Origin of the sequence: Wolbachia endosymbiont (group A) of Lypha dubia (genome assembly GCF_964028575.1) — a bacterium.
Classification (GTDB): Bacteria; Pseudomonadota; Alphaproteobacteria; order Rickettsiales; family Anaplasmataceae; genus Wolbachia; species Wolbachia pipientis.
In genome coordinates, this window is record NZ_OZ034796.1 from 943154 (window position 1) to 960980 (window position 17827).

A 17827-nucleotide genomic window follows, 5' to 3' on the forward strand; every position below is an offset into this window, starting at 1 on the left:
AATAAGTATACATAAAATACACTTGGAGTAAATAACTAAAGCTGTGTATAAATGCTGTGTTTCCAAGATATTATAGGATTACTTTGTTAAATATTCCCTACTCCCAGGTTTTGTTATGGGTAGTTGTTTTAATTCACTTGGAAGTTCTTCCTCGCTGTAGTTTTTGATGTTCAGTTCAATCAAAGATATGACAGGAAAAGGCAGTTTCGTTTCACTATTTCTCTTTATCAAAGAAGCTTCAGCAACAACTTTACCTCCTTCCCCTTCTGCACATTCCACTGCTTCAAGTGAAGATTTACCTGTGGTTATTACATCTTCAATGAGCAATATTTTCTCACCCTTTTTGATCTTAAATCCACGGCGTAATTCAAACTTACCATTAACGCGCTCGCAAAACATTGTCTTTATTCCAAGCTGCCTGCCAATCTCATAACCCACAATTATTCCACCAATTGCAGGAGATAATATTAAATCTATGGAGCTATTTAATTCTTTTTTTATTTTATCTGCTAATAATGCGCAAACTTTCATGGCTCTGCTTGGATTTTCAAAAATCTTCGCACACTGTATGTATGTGTCACTATGCAGCCCGGATGATAAAACAAAATGCCCATGCAAAATTGCTTCTGCTTCTTTAAATTCTTTTATTATTAGGTTATTTTTGTCTAATATCATTTTTTAAGTTTCACTATTACATTCTTTATTAATTATCTGAGTGATACAAACATCAGACCACACATTTATTGCAGTTTCAAACATATCGATGATTGTATAAATAGGCAAAATCAGTCCCATAATATGCAGAGGAACATTCATCGACATGAGATAACTGGTTGCCATAAAATAGCACCCCATCGGCACTCCAGCGTTACCAATTGCAGCCCCTGTAGCTAAAAAAATCCATATCAACATTTCGCTTAAGGAAAATACGTATCCGTTCATTTCTGCAACAAACATTACAGTGATTAGTATAAATGCAGCACATGCATTCATGTTAATTGTTGTGCATATTGGTAAAATAAAAGACGATAATTTCTTTGGCACCTTTAGCTTGTTCTGCACACATTCTATAGTTGTTGGCAATGTTGCACTGGATGATTTAGAAAAAAACGCAAGTGTGAGTGCTGGCATAACCCCTTTCAGCGTTTGAATTGGTGATATGCCTTTATACCACATAAATAGCGGTAAAATCAGAAATGCCTGCACAAAATTTGCAGACATTATGCAAACAAAATACCATAAAAGATTGTAGAACTCACTACCGCCTTTTAATTCATGCAAAAAACATGTGATAAAGGACCACACAGCAAGCGGAATGAATTTTAGTAACCCCTGAGCAATTTTAAGTAGCGTATCAAAAAGTGCAGAGAATATTTGATGTAATATATCCTGCTTTTCTTTTGAAAGTGAAACAATAGCTCCACCCATCAAAAAAGCGATTAATATGCTACCAATCATATTATTTTCAAGAAAAACTTGCACAAAATTAGAAGGAATGAGTGATTTTAAATATGAAAAATAACTGTGGTTATTGCTGTTAATACTCCCTATTGTATTACTTATGAAATTTTTTCTTGCTGGATCTATTAACAAATAAAACGATAATGCAACAAACGCAGCTATAATAGTTGTAAGCAGAGTATAAAATAGTGTTTTCTTAACTAAGACTTTGATTTCAATTGAGTCTTTGAGCCCGGAAATTGTGGAAACTATGGATAAAAAAACCAGAGGTAAGCTTATTAATTTGAGCAAGCTGATAAAGATATCACTAAATAGCTTTGCTATTTCAAATATGATTTCATTGTTTAGGTAGTAAGCAACTATTGCAAGCAGTATAGAAAAAAGTATTGCAAACTTGTGCATTGAAAATAAAACTTCAAAGTAACATTATACAATAATTTTGCTGTTTTGGAATCAGATTGATAGACAAAATAACTTTACAGATTAGGGAAAGATAAGAGGATGTGTTTATTCGGAGACAGTGTAAGATTTCTTAATTTAAATTTAGGTGCACTTAGCCCATTCTGGTGATAACAAATTGGAATAGATAAGATATGATAACTAACTCTTCTGCGAGTATATAGTTTTGCCGGACACAACAGTACGTACTACGTGTCCTTTTACTTTGCGACCATCGAAAGGAGAATTCTTTGATTTACTAGCAAAGTTGTCAGTTTTAATTTCCCATTCATGATTGAGGTCAACTAAAATTAAGTCTGCAGCAAGGTTTTTTTGTATACGACCACGTGGTATGTGTATTATATCTGCAGGCTTATATGTCAATTTTGCGAGCACATCAAGTAGACCCATTTGCCCACTGTGATAGAGTTCAAGTGAAAGGGGCAGCATTGTTTCAAGACCAACAATACCAAATGCAGCATTTTCAAGTGGCAGATCTTTAGAACTACGATCATGCGGAGCATGATCGGTTGCAATGCAATCAATCACACCTGTCTTTAAACCTTCAACCATAGCTAAACGGTCTTCTTCAGTGCGAAGTGGCGGGTTCATTTTTGCAATTGCCCCATGTTGTTTTACTATATCTTCAGTCAAAGTGAAGTGATGAGGGGTTACTTCGCACGTAACATTTAATCCCAAATCTTTTGCACGTTTAATAGCATCAAGTGAATCTTTTGAAGAGACATGTAGAATATGGTAGTGCACATTCTCCATATCTTTCATGAGCAGTATATCGCGACTTACCATAACCGATTCTGACGCACTTAAGATCCCCTTTACTCCCAATTCTTCAGAAATTTTACCTTCGTTGATTGCACCACCTGCTGATAAATTTAAATCTTCTGCATGTTGAGCAATAGGAACACCCAGCATACTTGAATAAAGCAGCGCCTGTCTCATAATCATTGGGTTCATAACTGGCATGCCATCATCAGTGAACCCAACCGCACCTGCTTCCTTTAAAAGTGCCATTTCAGTCAGGTGTTCTTCCGAAGTGGTGATTTTAGCGTAAAATTCAACATTCACATGCGAAGTTTCAAATGCTCTATATTTCAAATATTTAGCCAAAACAACGCTATCAATTGCTGGAACAGTGTTTGGCTGACAAACTACAGTTGTAACGCCTCCTGCAGCTGCAGATTTGCTACCTGTATATATAGTTTCTTTATGTTCCTGGCCTGGTTCACGAAAATGTACGTGAATGTCAATAAGGCCTGGCATTAGAACAAGCCCTTTACAGTCTATTGTTTCATCAACTCCACTTGTTGAAAATAATGATTCACCAAAGTCAACAATTTTATCCCCTTCAGTCAATAATGAACCTTTTATATCAAGTTTAGTTTCCGGGTCGATAATACGAGCATTAGTATACGCAATTTTATAGCCTTCCTTTTGCCCTGTTTGCAACAAATCCCAAGTTTGAGTCATTATATTTGAGTATCGATTATAAAATAAATCTAAAGTTTTTTTAATAAAACACAACCAAATTAAAACACAGACTAAGAGCTGTCTTGAATTAAAGTGCTTTCATTATCCTAAAGATTTGGTTCTTATAACCTAGTTAGCTCAGTTTTAACGTTAATGTGTGAAGCTCTGAGTTCTGTTGAAGGATTTTCCAGCTGAATATCTAGCTCATTCTGTATGTTCGATAAACAAATTAAAGCTGAATCAAAAATTTCATCACACTGCTTTGCTTCATGTATATCATCAATTATTTCCTCGAATTCTTCCACATCATCCATTTCTTGCGGCGCACTTTTTAATATCGCTTTTATTTGGTTTAAGTTTTGACGAATTTTCTCCTGATATCCAACAATTCTCTCTTGATATATATCAATCATTTTTTGACATGCGTTGCCTCTAAATGGATGTTCTTTTTTCTCTTTTATGTAAGAATTTTGAAAGTCTTTACAGTTAAGGATTGCTTCTCTATGTTTTTTTATGTCATTAATTGCGCTGATTATCGACTTATCTATTTTCTTTAAATTTTCTTCCCGTTCTTCTCTTTTAATTATACTTTTGGATTCATTTTTTATCTGGTTCATTTTGTCATACAGGTTTCTGCATCCTTTGTAAGATGCCATTGGTTGTAACATTCCTTCTTTTACACCTTTATTGTAAAAATTCTTCAACTCATCACTTGATAGTATTGTTATAGCATCTTCCCTTTTACCTTGTGATTTAGGATACTTTTTATTCAATAAACTAACATGATTTAACAAGAAATCTCTAACTAGCCCTTCTTTTTTTACTTCGGATAATCTTTCTAGTGTTTCTATATATTTCAGAGTTTCCGCAAAGAGCTGTCCACCAGAGGGAGCAAATCCTTGAAGTGATTTACTCTGTGCTTTACAAAAATCGGTTTGTAAAAAATCTTCAGCTTGTTTTTTTATTACTGAAAGTTCATTAAAGGCTTTTTCTGGATTGATTTTTCTCAAAATACTAATAGCTTTTCTAATCGCTTTTTCTCTCTTTTTATTATCTTGCTTTTCATTTAATATGAGATGTTCAGTTTTGGTAAAAGCATTACCTTGATCACTCTTTGCAATGTTACAAACGATGTTTTTTACAACTTCTTCGGTTGCTGCATAATCTATTTCTTTTGCAAAGCAGTCAACAAATGATTGCCAAACTTTTTTATTAACAAATTTACTTGTCTTATTTTCAAAATCTTCTATATCTTTGAATCCTAAAATAGTATAGAGATTTTTTTCGATTATTGGTTCGGCATGTTGTTTTGCCACTTTACCTTTTATATTGAATGGAAATTTACTAATCTTAGTTGTACCCACAATGTTACCTCAATATTAATGCTATCTATAAAAGTATAAAGATTTAATATTTAATTTTTAATTAATACTAGCACAGCTAACTACGGGAGCATTATGCTAGCATCAATTAACACTTTAACTTCTAACTTGTCATCAGTAATATTGTTTATATAAAAACTATAATTTTTTATGCCTGAACTTGGGAATATATTGCTATTGCTAGCCTGCTTATTGTCTTTGACATATTTGTTTTTACCGCTTAGTTCTTGTCGGTTTATTACCACTGCCATATTTTTTTGTGTATCAGTGTCAATGGCTATTTTGATCTACTGCCACATTACAAATGATTTTTCACTTGAAAACGTATACTACCACTCACACACAACAAAACCTTTGATCTACAAGATTTGTGGTGTTTGGGGAAACAAAGAAGGGTCCATGTTGCTTTGGACCTTAGTGCTTGTCATGTATTTATTACTAATGGATATTTATATACCTTCTGTCATCCCAGTTTCCCCCTCTGTCATCCCAGTCTCTTCTTCTGTCATCCCAGTGCCCAGACACTGGGATCCAGACAATTTAATTGCAAATGAGTACATCAAATGGCAGTGTAATAAAAACTGGATTCCAGTGTCAAGCACTGGAATGACACCAGAACGAACTAATGGTAGTAAATTAAAAAAAATATCTCTTATCACTCATGGGCTGATTTGCTTTTGTTTTTTGCTGTTCACTTTAATTGAATCCAGCCCCTTCACTAAAATGCCAGGCATTGAAACAGATGGATTGGGTTTTAATCCGATATTGCAGGATATAGGCCTTGCTATTCATCCACCGATATTATATTTGGGGTACCTTGGATTTAGCGTTCCTTTTTCGCTCTCTATAGCTGGATTAATTTTAAATACTGAAGGAAATGTTTGGGCTAAAATTGTCAGGCCTTGGGTACTTATTTCTTGGTCGCTGCTCACTTTGGGCATCAGCTTAGGTAGCTGGTGGGCATATCGCGAACTTGGGTGGGGTGGATTTTGGTTTTGGGATCCAGTGGAAAACGTTTCTTTGATGCCGTGGCTAATTGCAGTAGCGCTGACACATTTGTTGCTCGTGGTGCGAAATTTCAATGTTTTAAGGAACTTTGCTATTTTACTTACGCTTACAACTTTTATATTGAGTGTGACTGGAACATTTCTAGTCCGCTCAGGAATACTTACCTCAGTGCACACGTTTGCAGATGATCCAAGATATGGACTATATATATTAGCTCTACTTGGTGTAATTACAGTCAGTAGCTTAGTAATATTTGTAGTATTTACGAGAAAAAATCACACGTCTGCGATGTCATTCCAATGCTTGACACTGGAATCTGAAAAGAAACCTGCTACTCAAGTGACAGAGGGTAGAAGATTCTTTTCACGCCTTACGATGATGCTGCTGAACAATTTATTATTCATCACTGCCTTTTTCATTGTGTTCGTTGGCACTTTATACCCTACAGTGCTCGAATATTTAACCGGTGAATTAATTTCAGTTGGAGCACCATACTATAATTCCTTATTTAACCCTATTGCACTGGCTATTCTAGCCCTCACGATAATTGGGCAATACTGCAGTTGGCAGGGAAATAGTCTATTGCCAATATTCCGTGAATATAGATTTTCATTTTGTAGTGCTGCAGCTATTTTGCCGTTTATTTTTCACATGGAGCTAATAATTGTGCTATCAATTACTATCTCCATAGCATTATTAATCTTTGTTTTAGAAGCATACAGTAAAAGAATTTGTTTATTTAAGGTAGCATTTGGTGAATCAATTTTATTAGCAAGAAAAGTTTCTAAATCCTACTATGCAATGATGGCAGCTCATGCTGGAGTGGCAATTCTAGTGCTTGGTATAGCATATTCGGTTGGTTGGCAGGAGAAAAAAGAAAATTACTTAAAAATAGGGGATAGCATAACAGTCAATAAATTTAAAGTTACTTTACGAAATATTGAGCTAATAAAAGAAAAAAATTTCCATGCAGTGAGGGGTACAATGGATATCAGGAATTTGCTGAATAATAAGATATTAGGTGAGATGACCCCTGAATATAGATTTTACCTTGTGGAAGGTCAGAAAAATGTTGAAAGCAGTATCTACCACAATTTATTTTCTGATATTTATGTTGTAATTGGAGAGATTGATAAGAGTAAGAGCAAAATCGCAGCCAAAGTGCACTATAAACCTGGAATGTCTATAATCTGGCTTGGATCCTTTCTTATCGCTTTTGGTTCACTCTTTGCTGCTTTTCCTTTTAGTAAACGGGCGAAGGTTGTCTAGCTGTCGTGGATTTATTAACAACGCTCCTAGGTCCAGAGTGCAATATATGAGAAATTACCGGGCTATAGATACTGATTTGCAAAGGTTAGAACCAAAGAAAGTTATATTTTTTTATTGACAGACCTATATATTACGATATTCACTAAGGGATTAGTGAGTAATGGTTATACAATATGAATGGTGGGGTATCAGGCAAGGAAAAAGTTATACGCACTGCTTTCGATTTTAAGGAGCCTTACAGCGATTGGCATCAAATTTTTAAACGTCCTAATCAACAGTATAACCCTTCCAACTATGATTCGTCAAGTGAAATAGATGAATACGATATAGAAACTCAAAAGATTGAAGAAGGTGATGGCCATGATTCAGGTATTAGTTCCGATGATGAGGATGACCGGACAACTTATACAGCAGTACAATTAACTAATGATTCTCTTGATAGCCAAAGATATACAGGAATATGCATTCCAACAACAACTGATGGTTGGGTAGGTGAAAATAATCATCAGACTGGTTTATCAGGTAATTTGCCAGACGGAAGTAATAATCCACAAATTTTTAAAAGCGATCCTTTACAGCATGGTAGTAATGGTTTAGGTTATAACTTCAATGATTATAGTCAAGCGACTTGTAGCAAATTAAGTGCTTCAGATCAAGAAGAGGGTCAAGGCTATTCTTTAGGTGATTCTTGTGAAAGTAAAGAAAATTTGACAAAGGGCGCTGGCGGTAGTAATCAGACTTTTGAAGGTGAACAGAAAAGCTCAGAATTTCCGAAAGTTGACAATTGGTCAGATAGTGATGGGAACTCAGAAGATAGTTCGGACTGTGGTGATAATGATGTTGGTCATTATGATACAGATTGTGGTAAACGCTACAGTCATCTGAGTTTTCATGATGAAAACACAAACATAATAAAAAAAGATTCTTTTTCTTTAGCCCAAATAGAACTGAATAAAGCAGAAAAGGAAAAGTATGAAAGTATTTGGCAAGAAATGGATAAAATCCTTAGTAATTCAGATGAAGCTGGTGAATGTGAAGAAGATGATATTGGGAAGTTGAAAGGGAGACTTGATGAAGTTATAAGCCAAGCACTGGAACAAGGAATTATGTTCACTTTTCCATATAAAGACGGCGAGTCCTTTGTAGACCGTATAATTAATACAACACAAGAACTATATTGGGTCGATTCTACTGAGAATTCTAGACTTCTAGAGGAGAAAAAGATATTACAAGTAATATCGGAGGGTGCAACTTTAAATAAATTTACTAAAGAGAGGTACGATGATTATGTAAATTGTATTTACAGAGAAAAAGAGATTTTAAGTCAAAGGAATAAAAATATTTTAGGACTTAATAATTTAGCATATGAAAGTATTGTAAACAAAAGCAAGCAGACTCAAAATGTATTAGGAGCGTCGAACAAGAAAAAAATCTTGTTAAACCGGAAAGAAACTATTTCTTCACTTCCATAGCAATTTTTATATATAATTTATCAAGAAGTACTTCTGCAGTTATAACCGACTGATCAATGGTGCTTAAGTGCCCGTTTAGGAGCGTGGTTTTGGAGGAACGGTTAAACCACTGATGGAGTCTATTATGACTACCTCGATTAGAAGATTGTATAATCTAACCGTCCCAAGCTTAAGTGCTTCTCCATTATAAGTTATAGTAGGATAATTACCATGATAAAGGCAAAAAATAAACTAGAAATAGTGAATCCTGATACAACAGGAATTGATATCGGCTCAGCTGTACATTATGTATGTGTACCTGAAGGAAGAGATGAACAACGTGTCAAAAAATTTGGATGCTTTACAGTTGATCTTCATAACTTAGCAGGGTGGTTAAAGAAATGTAAAGTTAGAACAGTAGCTATGGAATCAACAGGAGTATATTGGATTCCTTTGTTTCAAATACTTGAGTCATATGGATTTGAGGTAAAATTGGTAAATGCACGATATATTAAGAACGTGCCTGGTAGAAAATCCGACGTTCAAGACTGTCAATGGTTACAACAATTACACAGCTATGGATTACTCCATGGGTCGTTTAGACCTGATGATCAAATGTGTGTGTTGCGTAATTACGTTAGGCAACGTAGCAACCTGATTGAAAGTGCATCCACACATATTCTACGTATGCAAAAAGCGTTAATTCAAATGAACGTTCAATTACACAAAGTCATAAGTGATATTACTGGAGTGACCGGTATGCAAATTATCAAAGCAATAATTGAAGGTGAAAGGAATCCTGAAAAATTATCAGAATTGAGAGATGTACGGATAAGAAATGATAGATCTACCATGGCAAAAGCGCTAAAAGGCGACTACAGAAAGGAACTCTTATTTGTGTTAAAGCAAGAATTTGAATTGTATAATATTTATCAGGAAAAAATAGCAGAATGCGACAAAAGCATCGAACAATATTACAAAACATTTGAAACAAAATCTGACGAGAATAAGCGATGCAGCAAAATAAAGAATAGGTTTTCAAAAAACAGACCAGACTTTCCTTTACACGAAGAACTGTATAGAGTAACCGGTATTGATTTTACTAAAGTTCCTGGGCTTGATGTGCTAACTATACAAACAATTATCTCAGAAGTTGGTTTGAACCACGATAAATGGCCATCAGAGAAGCACTTTACTTCTTGGTTGGGGCTAAGTCCTGCTAATAAAGTTACAGGGGAAAAAGTATTTGGGACTAGAACTCGCAAAGTTATTGCTCGTGCTGCAAATGCTTTTAGGATGGCTGCCCAGTGTGTGTCAAGAAGCAACAGTGGGATTGGTGCATATTGCAGAAGGTTAAAAAAACGACTAGGAGCACCGAAAGCGATTACCGCTACGGCTAGGAAATTGGCGTGCATTTTTTATAGTATGCTAAAGTATGGACAGGAATATGTAGAGAAGGGCATTGATTACTATGAAAAGTTATATAAGGAAAAAATAGTGAAGACTCTAAGCAAGAAAGCTAGTGAATTTGGTTATGTCTTGATTAAAAAAGAGCTACTAGCAGAAAGAGTTTCTTAGAAGTAGACAAGGATAATAGATATTTTTGTATAGAGTACTCGCAAGATAGTATTGTTGAAGTTGCAGAAATCCTAAACAATGAAAAAGCCAAAGACTTAAATTTAAGAGTTGGCATACTCAAAATTGGAGAAAGTATAGTAAGAGTTGAAAATGTAGAAGAAATAGGGGGAAAAAGAAATTACATGGATGTCTCAAAAGGTGGTATTGAAATGTCTTTTACTACTGAGGTAGGAGAGATAAGTATTTATCTAAGTCCTAGTGAGAAAGGCAGCAATAAAATAAAAGTGGAGATTGATGGGGAAAACAGAGCAAGGCTTAATGAGTTAAAAAATAGGGGAAAAAGTTTAGGGGAAAACTGTCTTTTAGGAGGAAAAAGTGTTGAGGAAGCTATAGAGCATGAAAGTTTTGAAAGATATGGCAGTGTACCTAACACTGCTATGAAGGAATCTAGCTTAGGTTGCGTTGCTAACATAGCAAGGGGGGATAAGCTTGCAGAGATAAAATGATGGGCCAAATTGGCAGTATTTCGCTTTTGTAATGTACTTCAAAATGGTAGTATGCAAGCTAGATAGAACTTAATTGACAGACAAGAATTAACTGATGGAAAAATTGACATAATCAAACAATCACAGAATAAACTAGTGAATTTTTTGAAAAGTATATAAAATTCAAGTTTAAGTAAATAGCATGGCACTTAGACTCATTCCAGACAACCTCGATATCAAGTTTAGTAAATATAGGGATTTGACTGCATTAATTAGCATTATTCTTATCATCTTTTCAATATTCACTGTTGTGCTGCGTGGAGTGAACTTAGGCATAGACTTTGCAGGCGGAATTTTGATAGAGATAAAATCTTCAGATGAGAATCACTCTATTCTCGATGCATTAAAAGAAAATGGTTTTACAGTGCAGAGTTCAAAAGCGGGTGATAATTTAGTCATGCGTTTTAAAGATGAAGGAGATGAAGATAAAATCAAAAAGATAAAAAGCATACTAGAAGAAAAGCTGGGGAGCTCAATAAGCTATCGTAAAATAGACTATGTTGGCCCACAAATAAGCTCAACACAAATATTTGAAGGAATGTTATCCATGTTGATCGCGATTGTTGGAATATTTTTTTACGTTTGGTTTAGATTTAATTGGCAATGTGGATTCAGTGGAATAACAGCACTGATTCATGACGTGATTTTAACTGTTGGTTTTATTAGCCTAACTGGCATTGAGTTTAATATTTCATCAGTTGCAGCTCTCCTTACTGTCATTGGTTATTCAATCAATAACTCAGTAATTATATATGATCGGATTCGAGAGTATCGCAGGAGTGGTAAAAGTGGGCGGATGAGTGAGGTAGTAGATGCAAGTATCAACGCTACATTATTTCGCACTATATTAACTTCTGGTACAACCCTTCTTGCTGCTCTTCCTTTGGCATTAATCTGCACAGATGCAGTGAAAGACTTCAGCTTGATCATTTTTTTTGGTATTTTGATTGGCACTTGTTCTGCAATATTTATTTCTGCTCCTATATTGACCTACAGAGCTTTGATAAGTAGATTGTAGAAGTGTTTAGTCGCGGTATAATATCAACTTATTATCTCTTATAGTGAAATGAAAATACCTTAAAAAGCTCATTCCAAGTAGTGAATGAGACATAGAATGAGTGTTAACGCTTGCCTGTACATCATTAATCAAAAAATTTCCTATTTTAACTTGAGGTATTTGAACCACTCCAGCTTTTATTTGACCTTTCGCAGTTTCATATATTTTAAAATCCTGAACATTTTGTAAGTTAATACCAACATGTAATGCGTCTTTTTGTGATAGAACAATATCGGTTGCTCCAGTATCAAGCAAAAACGTTATATTGCGATCATTGACTTGAGCCTGAATATAAAAGTGTCCATCATATGACTTCGTAAATTCAATACTTCCACTATTCTGACCGCTATTTTGAATTCTTCCTTTATATGGTAAAAAAGTACTGAGAAATCTGTCGCTTAGTTTGTCCCTTTGTGAATCAATAAGCATTGCAGTAGTGGCTATTATTAGCAACCAAATAACTAGATTTTTCACCGCGTTCATATTGTTAAAATTTGAAGCTATTAAAATAAATTTTAAAGATCAGCGTTAAAAGTTATTATTAAAAATAAGTAAATTTCATTGTTTTAGTACAATATTTAGTATACACTTTAAGAAGATATGTTTGATTTAATTTCATGTCAGAAGCAAAAAGTTTAATTTTGGCAGCTATCCTTTCCATGTTAATCATGGTGTCTTGGCGTATTATTTATGATAATTTTTTTAGTACAAACCAAAACCAGCCATTGATTGAAAATATTGAACATATCGAATCTTTTAACGACCTTGCTCCTATAATATACCAAAATCGTTCTGAAATTATTAATTCTACTCGAGAACAGAGGGTTAGTTTAACCAATAACATGATTAAAGGATCAATTTCTCTGAAAGGTGCAAGGTTTGATGACTTAATTTTAACTAATTACCACTTAGAACCGAGTTCTTCTTCTCCACAAGTGGTGTTACTGTCACCTGCAGAATCAAAAGATGTATATTTTGCAGAATTTGGGTGGCTCGATCCGAGTAACAAGATTAAAGTTCCAGATTCTAAAGCAGTCTGGCGAGCAGATAAACTTAATCAAAAAGAGGTCAATTTATCTTGGGACAATGAGAATGGCATTTTATTTAGAATGAAAATTAACCTCGACGATAATTACATGTTTAAAGTTGAGCAAGTTGTTGAAAATAATACAAAGGATAATGTAGTTTTGGTTCCTTATGGTAAAATTAACCGTAAACGTGACAATATCAACGAATCTTATTGGATATCCCATGAAGGAGTACTGGGTGCATTTGATAATAAACTAGAGGAGTGGACATATAAGGATATTTCCAAAAAACATTTAATAAAAGCAAGCACGAGTGAAAAAAATTGGTTTGGTTTTGCTGATAAATACTGGCTCACAGCCATCATACCTGAAAAATCTGATAAAATAAATGTAAGCATTAAACACACAAACGTTAATAATACTGATAAATTCCAAGTAGATTTTGTCAAACCTTACAAGAGCATACTTCCTGGTGCAAGCGTTTCTAATGTGAATTATTTTTTTGCTGGAGCAAAAAAGTTGAATTTACTGGATTCTTATAAGGACACTCTCAATATACCCCTGTTTGATAAAGCTGTAGATTTTGGTGTTCTTTACTTTATAACTAAACCAGTGTTTTTACTGCTTGAATATTTTAACTTCGTTTTAAAAAATTTTGGCTTAGCAATATTATTGCTGACTTTAGTAATCAAACTTTTGATGCTTTCCTTATCTAATAGATCATATATTTCGATGTTTAAGGTAAAAAGCCTGCAGCCTGAATTAACTCGTATAAAAGAGTTGTATAAAAATGACAGCTTAAAGCAGCATAAAGAGACAATTGCATTGTTTAAGAGAAACAACGTAAATCCAATGTCGAGCATTTTTCCCATGCTAATACAAATACCGGTATTTTTTGCTCTATATAAAGTATTATTTGTTACTATAGAGATGAGGCATGCTCCTTTTTTTTTATGGATTAAGGATCTTTCAGCTCCTGACCCAACGAACATCTTTACATTATTTGGGTTGTTTAATTATAACTTTCCTATTTCTATAGGCATTTTACCTATAATTTTCGGTGCCACCATGATAATTCAGCAGAAGCTAAGTGAGAAAGATCAAACCAGTAAAGATGATATTCAAGTAAATGTTATGAAGTTTTTACCTTACATTTCTGTCTTTATTTTTTCTTCTTTTCCTGCCGGCCTGGTAATATATTGGATATTTAGTAATATTATAACTCTAATTCAACAGTCATTAATAAAGTTGTTTTTAACAAAAAAAGTGGTAGTAAATGTCGAGAATACTAATAGTTAATTCGATTTATTATACTGAAATAGCGAACCTTTTGCTTGAAGGTGCAATTGATAAATTAAAAGGCAGTAATGCCAGTTACGATGTAGTTGAGGTTCCTGGTACATTTGAGATACCAGCTACAATTCTTTTTGCAGTCAAGAGTGGGCATACTAATTATGATGGTTATTTAGCTCTTGGGTGCGTAATTCGCGGTGAAACCGATCATTATCAATATGTTTGTAAAGGAGTAATTGAAGGCTTAAATGAGGTTGTTATGCATTATGCAATACCCCTTGGTATGGGTGTAATTACCGCTGACAGCAAAGATAAAGCACTAGTTAGAGCTGATAAAAACAAAAAGAACGTTGGTGGCCATGCAGCCTCAACTGTTTTGCGTATGATAGATTTACACAATAAATTAAAATAATGGAGGAAAAACCAGTAGATAAAAAGTGGCGCATAAAAAGAAGCACGGCAAGATTTCTTGCTGTACAAATTGCTTATTCAAATATTTTCGTAGGTTACAACAAAAGCACTTTTAAACTGGAAAATTGTGAGCTTAAGGACTACATAAATAAGTTGAAAGATATATTTGAATGTGAAGAATTTGAACATCAGTTCTTAGAAAACTTGTTATATAAGGTTATAAAAAGCAGTGAAGAATATGATAAAATAATAGAGTCTTATTTACACCCAAGTTGGTCCCTTTCACGGTTAAATCTTATAAGCTTATCTATTTTGCGTGTTGCAATATGTGAGTTAGCTAATTGTGATACGCCAGTTCCAGTTGTCATTAATGAATATACTAACATTGCATCTGATTTACTTGATAAACCAAGCGAAATAGGTTTTATTAATGGGTTATTGGATAAGGCAAAAGATGCAGTTAAATTAAATAAAAATCCTTAGCAATTATAGCCAGCAAGCACAAGGTGTCATCCGAGTAGCTGCTGTATGAACATTGTCTACCAGATCCCAGTGCTTGACACTGGGATCCAGCCTTTATTATTTGGTTGAAATTAAGTCTTCTGGATCCCAGTGGGCTTTGTTGCATCGCTCAAGTGAAAAGAACTGGCAGTTACTGACAAAATTCATTATAAATAGCCATTTAACTGTTGAAGAAAAAATATGCCACAAAAAATGAGAGTCAGTAACTGCCATGAATATAACAAATTTCTCCAAGAAAGAGGAAGCATTTTTTGTTATATCAATGACGCCATAGAAAATTGGTACGAGAATTGTCCAAAAATGCAGGGCGGCAACTATATTTATAGTGATAAAGTTGTGATTTTGGTGCATATAATCGTCAGTTTCTTTAGAATTGGTTTAAGACAAACAGTCGGGTTTATAAAAGGGTATTTGCAACAAATAGGAAGAGATTTGGCAGTTATCAGCTATTCACAAGCATCAAGAAGGTTTAAGAAACTTAATATTAAGATAAATGATTGCAGAATTGATAAAAATAATATGGAAGATATCGAAATTGCTATAGACAGTACAGGAATTAGTATATACAACAACACACAGCAAGGAAAATAGCACTGACAGAAAATATCGTGGCTATGAGCAAACGAGAAAATTGCACGTAATGTTGAATATAAACAACAAAAAAGCCATAGCTGTAAAATACAGTAACGGTGTCTACTCTGATCACTATGGAGCTTGTGATTTGCTAAAAGAAGTTGATTTTCAGCATGCCATAAAAGCACTATATGCAGATAGAGCATGTGATAGGCACAAGTTTTATAAGTTGTGTAACGAATATGATATAAAGACAAAAATTCCACCAATAAACAATGCGGCAGAACATCCAGAAATAGATTATATGTCTGACAGGAATGCTGCTATTAGGTTAATAAAATTATACGGTGAAGATGGCATGAAAGAATGGAAAAAAGAAGTAAATTATGGGAAAAGATCTTATATTGAAGGGTTTTTCTCAAGATTAAAGCAAATATTCGGATTTAGTTTTAGGAATAAATCTGAGATAAATCGAGAAAAAGAACTGCTAATCAAATGCTATTTGCTTAATAAATTCACTGATATTGGTATGGCTAAATTTGAGATAGTTACATGAATTTACCATAAATCACCATCTCATAAAGTGTGATGCAACAAAGCCATCCCAGTGTCAGCTACTTGGATGACAAGAAAGGGAACACTGGAATTTTTGTTTCAGCATTAGCCATGCATCTAAACAGATACGTTGCCTTGAGAATCGCAACATCCATGCAGTTATGCGCGTAACACTGAAAATCAAAAAAACAAAGAGGCAGACTTAATCTACCTCTTTTATACTTAGCTGTCTAGTCTGGTACTTTTCCTTTAGCAGCTTGTTCAACAATAGGTGAGCCTAAATAAGTGTTAACCTCTTTAGCACCATCTTTGTCTAAACCTAATGTTTTATTCCACTTTGTTTCATTTACTGCCTCGAACTTACCTTCATCGTTTTTCTCTTTTAGTGAACCTATCTTGAAGAGTAAAGTATTGCCTAGTATACTGGTAAGCTGATTAATATCAACAATAATACGGTAGTTCTTGCCTTCTAAGCTGAAGTCTATATAATATTTATCCTTTTCTACCTTACCTTCTTCATCTTTAACTTGGTTATTCCTTGCAATTTCCCTAAATGCGTCTTTTGTTACTAGCAACCCATCCTTAATAACCTTCAGAGCTTTCAACTCAGATATTTCGTTATTTTTGCTGATAGCATATATTGCTAAATAAGTCAGCGCAGCAGCAACAAATGCTAAAACGCCCATTCCAAGTGGTGTAGCTGCAAAAGCTGCTAGCTTGCAAGTTGAAGGCCTCCAAAGCGGTGTTGAAAGTATTGCTAATCCACCTATAACGTATATAGCAGTAAATGCAACAAATACAGTGTTTGCTTTGTGGAGCTGGCCACAATGATTTTTGAAAGTTAGCATAAACGACTTCATTTAATAAAATATTAATATGCTTAAATTGTGTATAAAAGAACTGTCATAGTTAAGCTTTTTCGTAAGCTACCTGCCGCTTGAGCCAAAGCCCCCTGCATTGCGACCGGTTTCTTCTGCGCAGAATTCTTCTCTGTCATCCCAAATTACCTGAGATACAGGAGAAATAAGGATTTGTGCGATTCTATCTCCTCTTTTTATTTCGTATGGCTGATTACTTAGATTAATTAGACAAATTTTAACTTCACCTCGATAATCAGAGTCTATAGTACCCGGAGAATTTAAGACAGTGATTCCATGTTTTGCAGCAAGACCAGAACGTGGGCGGATTTGCCCCTCAAAACCGTTTGGTATTGCAATCACAATTCCAGTTGGAACAAGTAATCTTTCAAGTGGATTTAAAACAGCAGAATCATTCAATGCAGCATAAAGATCCATGCCAGCACTCTGCGTAGTTGCATAACATGGAAGAGACAAGTCTTCTCCGTGTGATAATCTTTTTATTTCTACTTTAATTTTACTTCTTTGCACTCCAATTTACCATCTATGAAGACTCAATTATAGCATGTAAATTGTATCTGCAAAAGTGATAAATGTAAATGATGTCATTCCAGCGCGTGACGCTAGGCCATAAAATTCCTTGACAAGTTCAGTGCTCCTTTTTTTGTCATCCCAGTGCCTCTATGATGTCATTCCAGTCTGGAATCTAGTCCTTATTATGCAGCCACTTGGTTGAAATTAAGTCTTCTGGATCCCAGTGTCTGGGCACTGGGATGACATCATAAGGGCGCTGGGATGACACCCTGACAACCGTCATCCCGCTACTTGTTAGCGGGATCTAGAGATACCGCGATTCATTCGCGGTATGACGTAGATTGCTGTCATTCCAGTGTCAGCTACTTGAATGACAC

At 34.6% G+C, this 17827-nt stretch carries 19 protein-coding genes; 10 read left to right on the forward strand and 9 right to left on the reverse strand.

Going from position 1 to position 17827, the window contains the following annotated elements; all coding sequences use genetic code 11:
* Positions 1–78 precede the first annotated feature (78 nt).
* The 4 genes from pyrE to ABWU72_RS04905 form a co-directional block, all read right to left on the reverse strand.
* Positions 79–675 carry an orotate phosphoribosyltransferase gene (gene pyrE / locus ABWU72_RS04890; protein ID WP_353283931.1) on the reverse strand — a complete coding sequence of 199 codons (597 nt, stop codon included), beginning with the start codon at positions 673–675 and terminating at the stop codon, positions 79–81.
* A gap of 3 nt (positions 676–678) precedes the next feature.
* The gene (locus ABWU72_RS04895) at positions 679–1863 is read right to left on the reverse strand and encodes a dicarboxylate/amino acid:cation symporter (RefSeq protein WP_155968759.1); all 1185 of its coding nucleotides are present in this window, start codon (positions 1861–1863) and stop codon (positions 679–681) included.
* Between the two features lie 198 nt (positions 1864–2061).
* Positions 2062–3387 carry a dihydroorotase gene (locus tag ABWU72_RS04900; protein WP_155968756.1) on the reverse strand — a complete coding sequence of 442 codons (1326 nt, stop codon included), beginning with the start codon at positions 3385–3387 and terminating at the stop codon, positions 2062–2064.
* Positions 3388–3509: 122 nt separating this feature from the next.
* Complete coding sequence (locus ABWU72_RS04905) at positions 3510–4751, reverse strand: hypothetical protein (RefSeq protein ID WP_155968753.1); 1242 nt, start codon at positions 4749–4751, stop codon at positions 3510–3512.
* 168 nt (positions 4752–4919) lie between these two features.
* Between ABWU72_RS04905 and ABWU72_RS04910 the strand changes: the two genes are divergently transcribed.
* The 5 genes from ABWU72_RS04910 to secF all read left to right on the forward strand — a co-directional run bounded on the left by ABWU72_RS04910 (position 4920) and on the right by secF (position 11638).
* Complete coding sequence (locus tag ABWU72_RS04910) at positions 4920–7046, forward strand: heme lyase CcmF/NrfE family subunit (protein ID WP_155968750.1); 2127 nt, start codon at positions 4920–4922, stop codon at positions 7044–7046.
* A 173-nt stretch (positions 7047–7219) separates the two neighbouring features.
* The gene (locus tag ABWU72_RS04915) at positions 7220–8518 is read left to right on the forward strand and encodes a hypothetical protein (protein ID WP_231115891.1); all 1299 of its coding nucleotides are present in this window, start codon (positions 7220–7222) and stop codon (positions 8516–8518) included.
* Between the two features lie 210 nt (positions 8519–8728).
* Positions 8729–10075 (forward strand): IS110 family transposase, encoded by a 1347-nt coding sequence (locus tag ABWU72_RS04920; RefSeq protein ID WP_353283932.1) that lies wholly within the window; start codon positions 8729–8731, stop codon positions 10073–10075.
* A 209-nt stretch (positions 10076–10284) separates the two neighbouring features.
* On the forward strand, positions 10285–10581 hold the full coding sequence (locus ABWU72_RS04925; protein WP_353283933.1) for a hypothetical protein: 297 nt from the start codon (positions 10285–10287) through the stop codon (positions 10579–10581).
* Between the two features lie 181 nt (positions 10582–10762).
* Positions 10763–11638, forward strand: coding sequence for a protein translocase subunit SecF (secF, locus tag ABWU72_RS04930; protein WP_155969185.1), 876 nt, complete (start codon positions 10763–10765; stop codon positions 11636–11638).
* Between the two features lie 6 nt (positions 11639–11644).
* Here the strand turns inward: secF and ABWU72_RS04935 are convergent, their stop codons facing one another.
* Positions 11645–12160 carry a TIGR02281 family clan AA aspartic protease gene (locus ABWU72_RS04935; protein ID WP_006279648.1) on the reverse strand — a complete coding sequence of 172 codons (516 nt, stop codon included), beginning with the start codon at positions 12158–12160 and terminating at the stop codon, positions 11645–11647.
* Between the two features lie 134 nt (positions 12161–12294).
* On the opposite strand from ABWU72_RS04935, the gene yidC reads away from it, so the two are divergent.
* From yidC to nusB, 3 genes are read left to right on the forward strand one after another with little or no spacing between them, the layout of a single operon-like run.
* Entirely contained in the window at positions 12295–14004 is a 1710-nt protein-coding gene (yidC, locus tag ABWU72_RS04940) for a membrane protein insertase YidC (RefSeq protein ID WP_155969187.1), read from the forward strand.
* Positions 13982–14410: a 6,7-dimethyl-8-ribityllumazine synthase gene (locus ABWU72_RS04945; RefSeq protein WP_006279647.1), complete on the forward strand. Its 429-nt coding sequence runs from the start codon at positions 13982–13984 to the stop codon at positions 14408–14410. The genes yidC and ABWU72_RS04945 overlap by 23 nt, the downstream gene beginning before the upstream one ends.
* On the forward strand, positions 14410–14892 hold the full coding sequence (gene nusB, locus ABWU72_RS04950) for a transcription antitermination factor NusB (protein ID WP_007549265.1): 483 nt from the start codon (positions 14410–14412) through the stop codon (positions 14890–14892). Before ABWU72_RS04945 ends, nusB begins: the two co-directional genes overlap by 1 nt.
* Here the strand turns inward: nusB and ABWU72_RS04955 are convergent.
* Entirely contained in the window at positions 14870–15037 is a 168-nt protein-coding gene (locus ABWU72_RS04955; RefSeq protein ID WP_213863482.1) for a hypothetical protein, read from the reverse strand. The two genes, nusB and ABWU72_RS04955, sit on opposite strands and share 23 nt — an antisense overlap.
* A 74-nt stretch (positions 15038–15111) precedes the next feature.
* Between ABWU72_RS04955 and ABWU72_RS04960 the strand changes: the two genes are divergently transcribed.
* Positions 15112–15522 carry a transposase gene (locus tag ABWU72_RS04960; RefSeq protein WP_151807722.1) on the forward strand — a complete coding sequence of 137 codons (411 nt, stop codon included), beginning with the start codon at positions 15112–15114 and terminating at the stop codon, positions 15520–15522.
* Positions 15523–15571: 49 nt separating this feature from the next.
* Complete coding sequence (locus ABWU72_RS04965; protein ID WP_151807721.1) at positions 15572–16060, forward strand: transposase; 489 nt, start codon at positions 15572–15574, stop codon at positions 16058–16060.
* Positions 16061–16289: 229 nt separating this feature from the next.
* On the opposite strand, the gene ABWU72_RS04970 is transcribed toward ABWU72_RS04965, so the two are convergent.
* The 3 genes from ABWU72_RS04970 to ABWU72_RS04980 form a co-directional block, all read right to left on the reverse strand.
* Positions 16290–16907: a hypothetical protein gene (locus tag ABWU72_RS04970; protein ID WP_231115830.1), complete on the reverse strand. Its 618-nt coding sequence runs from the start codon at positions 16905–16907 to the stop codon at positions 16290–16292.
* Positions 16908–16985: 78 nt separating this feature from the next.
* Entirely contained in the window at positions 16986–17447 is a 462-nt protein-coding gene (gene dut / locus ABWU72_RS04975; protein WP_006279458.1) for a dUTP diphosphatase, read from the reverse strand.
* Positions 17448–17622: 175 nt separating this feature from the next.
* Positions 17623–17718 carry a WPE palindromic element domain-containing protein gene (locus ABWU72_RS04980; protein ID WP_341821742.1) on the reverse strand — a complete coding sequence of 32 codons (96 nt, stop codon included), beginning with the start codon at positions 17716–17718 and terminating at the stop codon, positions 17623–17625.
* Positions 17719–17827: the final 109 nt, after the last annotated feature.

Coding starts and splice junctions, on each gene's coding strand:
- pyrE (WP_353283931.1), bottom strand. CDS start 675: ATGATATTAGACAAAAATAACCTAATAATAAAAGAATTTAAAGAAGCA.
- ABWU72_RS04895 (WP_155968759.1), bottom strand. CDS start 1,863: ATGCACAAGTTTGCAATACTTTTTTCTATACTGCTTGCAATAGTTGCT.
- ABWU72_RS04900 (WP_155968756.1), bottom strand. CDS start 3,387: ATGACTCAAACTTGGGATTTGTTGCAAACAGGGCAAAAGGAAGGCTAT.
- ABWU72_RS04910 (WP_155968750.1), top strand. CDS start 4,920: ATGCCTGAACTTGGGAATATATTGCTATTGCTAGCCTGCTTATTGTCT.
- ABWU72_RS04915 (WP_231115891.1), top strand. CDS start 7,220: ATGAATGGTGGGGTATCAGGCAAGGAAAAAGTTATACGCACTGCTTTC.
- ABWU72_RS04920 (WP_353283932.1), top strand. CDS start 8,729: ATGATAAAGGCAAAAAATAAACTAGAAATAGTGAATCCTGATACAACA.
- ABWU72_RS04925 (WP_353283933.1), top strand. CDS start 10,285: ATGTCTTTTACTACTGAGGTAGGAGAGATAAGTATTTATCTAAGTCCT.
- secF (WP_155969185.1), top strand. CDS start 10,763: ATGGCACTTAGACTCATTCCAGACAACCTCGATATCAAGTTTAGTAAA.
- ABWU72_RS04935 (WP_006279648.1), bottom strand. CDS start 12,160: ATGAACGCGGTGAAAAATCTAGTTATTTGGTTGCTAATAATAGCCACT.
- yidC (WP_155969187.1), top strand. CDS start 12,295: ATGTCAGAAGCAAAAAGTTTAATTTTGGCAGCTATCCTTTCCATGTTA.
- ABWU72_RS04945 (WP_006279647.1), top strand. CDS start 13,982: ATGTCGAGAATACTAATAGTTAATTCGATTTATTATACTGAAATAGCG.
- nusB (WP_007549265.1), top strand. CDS start 14,410: ATGGAGGAAAAACCAGTAGATAAAAAGTGGCGCATAAAAAGAAGCACG.
- ABWU72_RS04955 (WP_213863482.1), bottom strand. CDS start 15,037: ATGCAACAAAGCCCACTGGGATCCAGAAGACTTAATTTCAACCAAATA.
- ABWU72_RS04960 (WP_151807722.1), top strand. CDS start 15,112: ATGCCACAAAAAATGAGAGTCAGTAACTGCCATGAATATAACAAATTT.
- ABWU72_RS04965 (WP_151807721.1), top strand. CDS start 15,572: ATGTTGAATATAAACAACAAAAAAGCCATAGCTGTAAAATACAGTAAC.
- ABWU72_RS04970 (WP_231115830.1), bottom strand. CDS start 16,907: ATGCTAACTTTCAAAAATCATTGTGGCCAGCTCCACAAAGCAAACACT.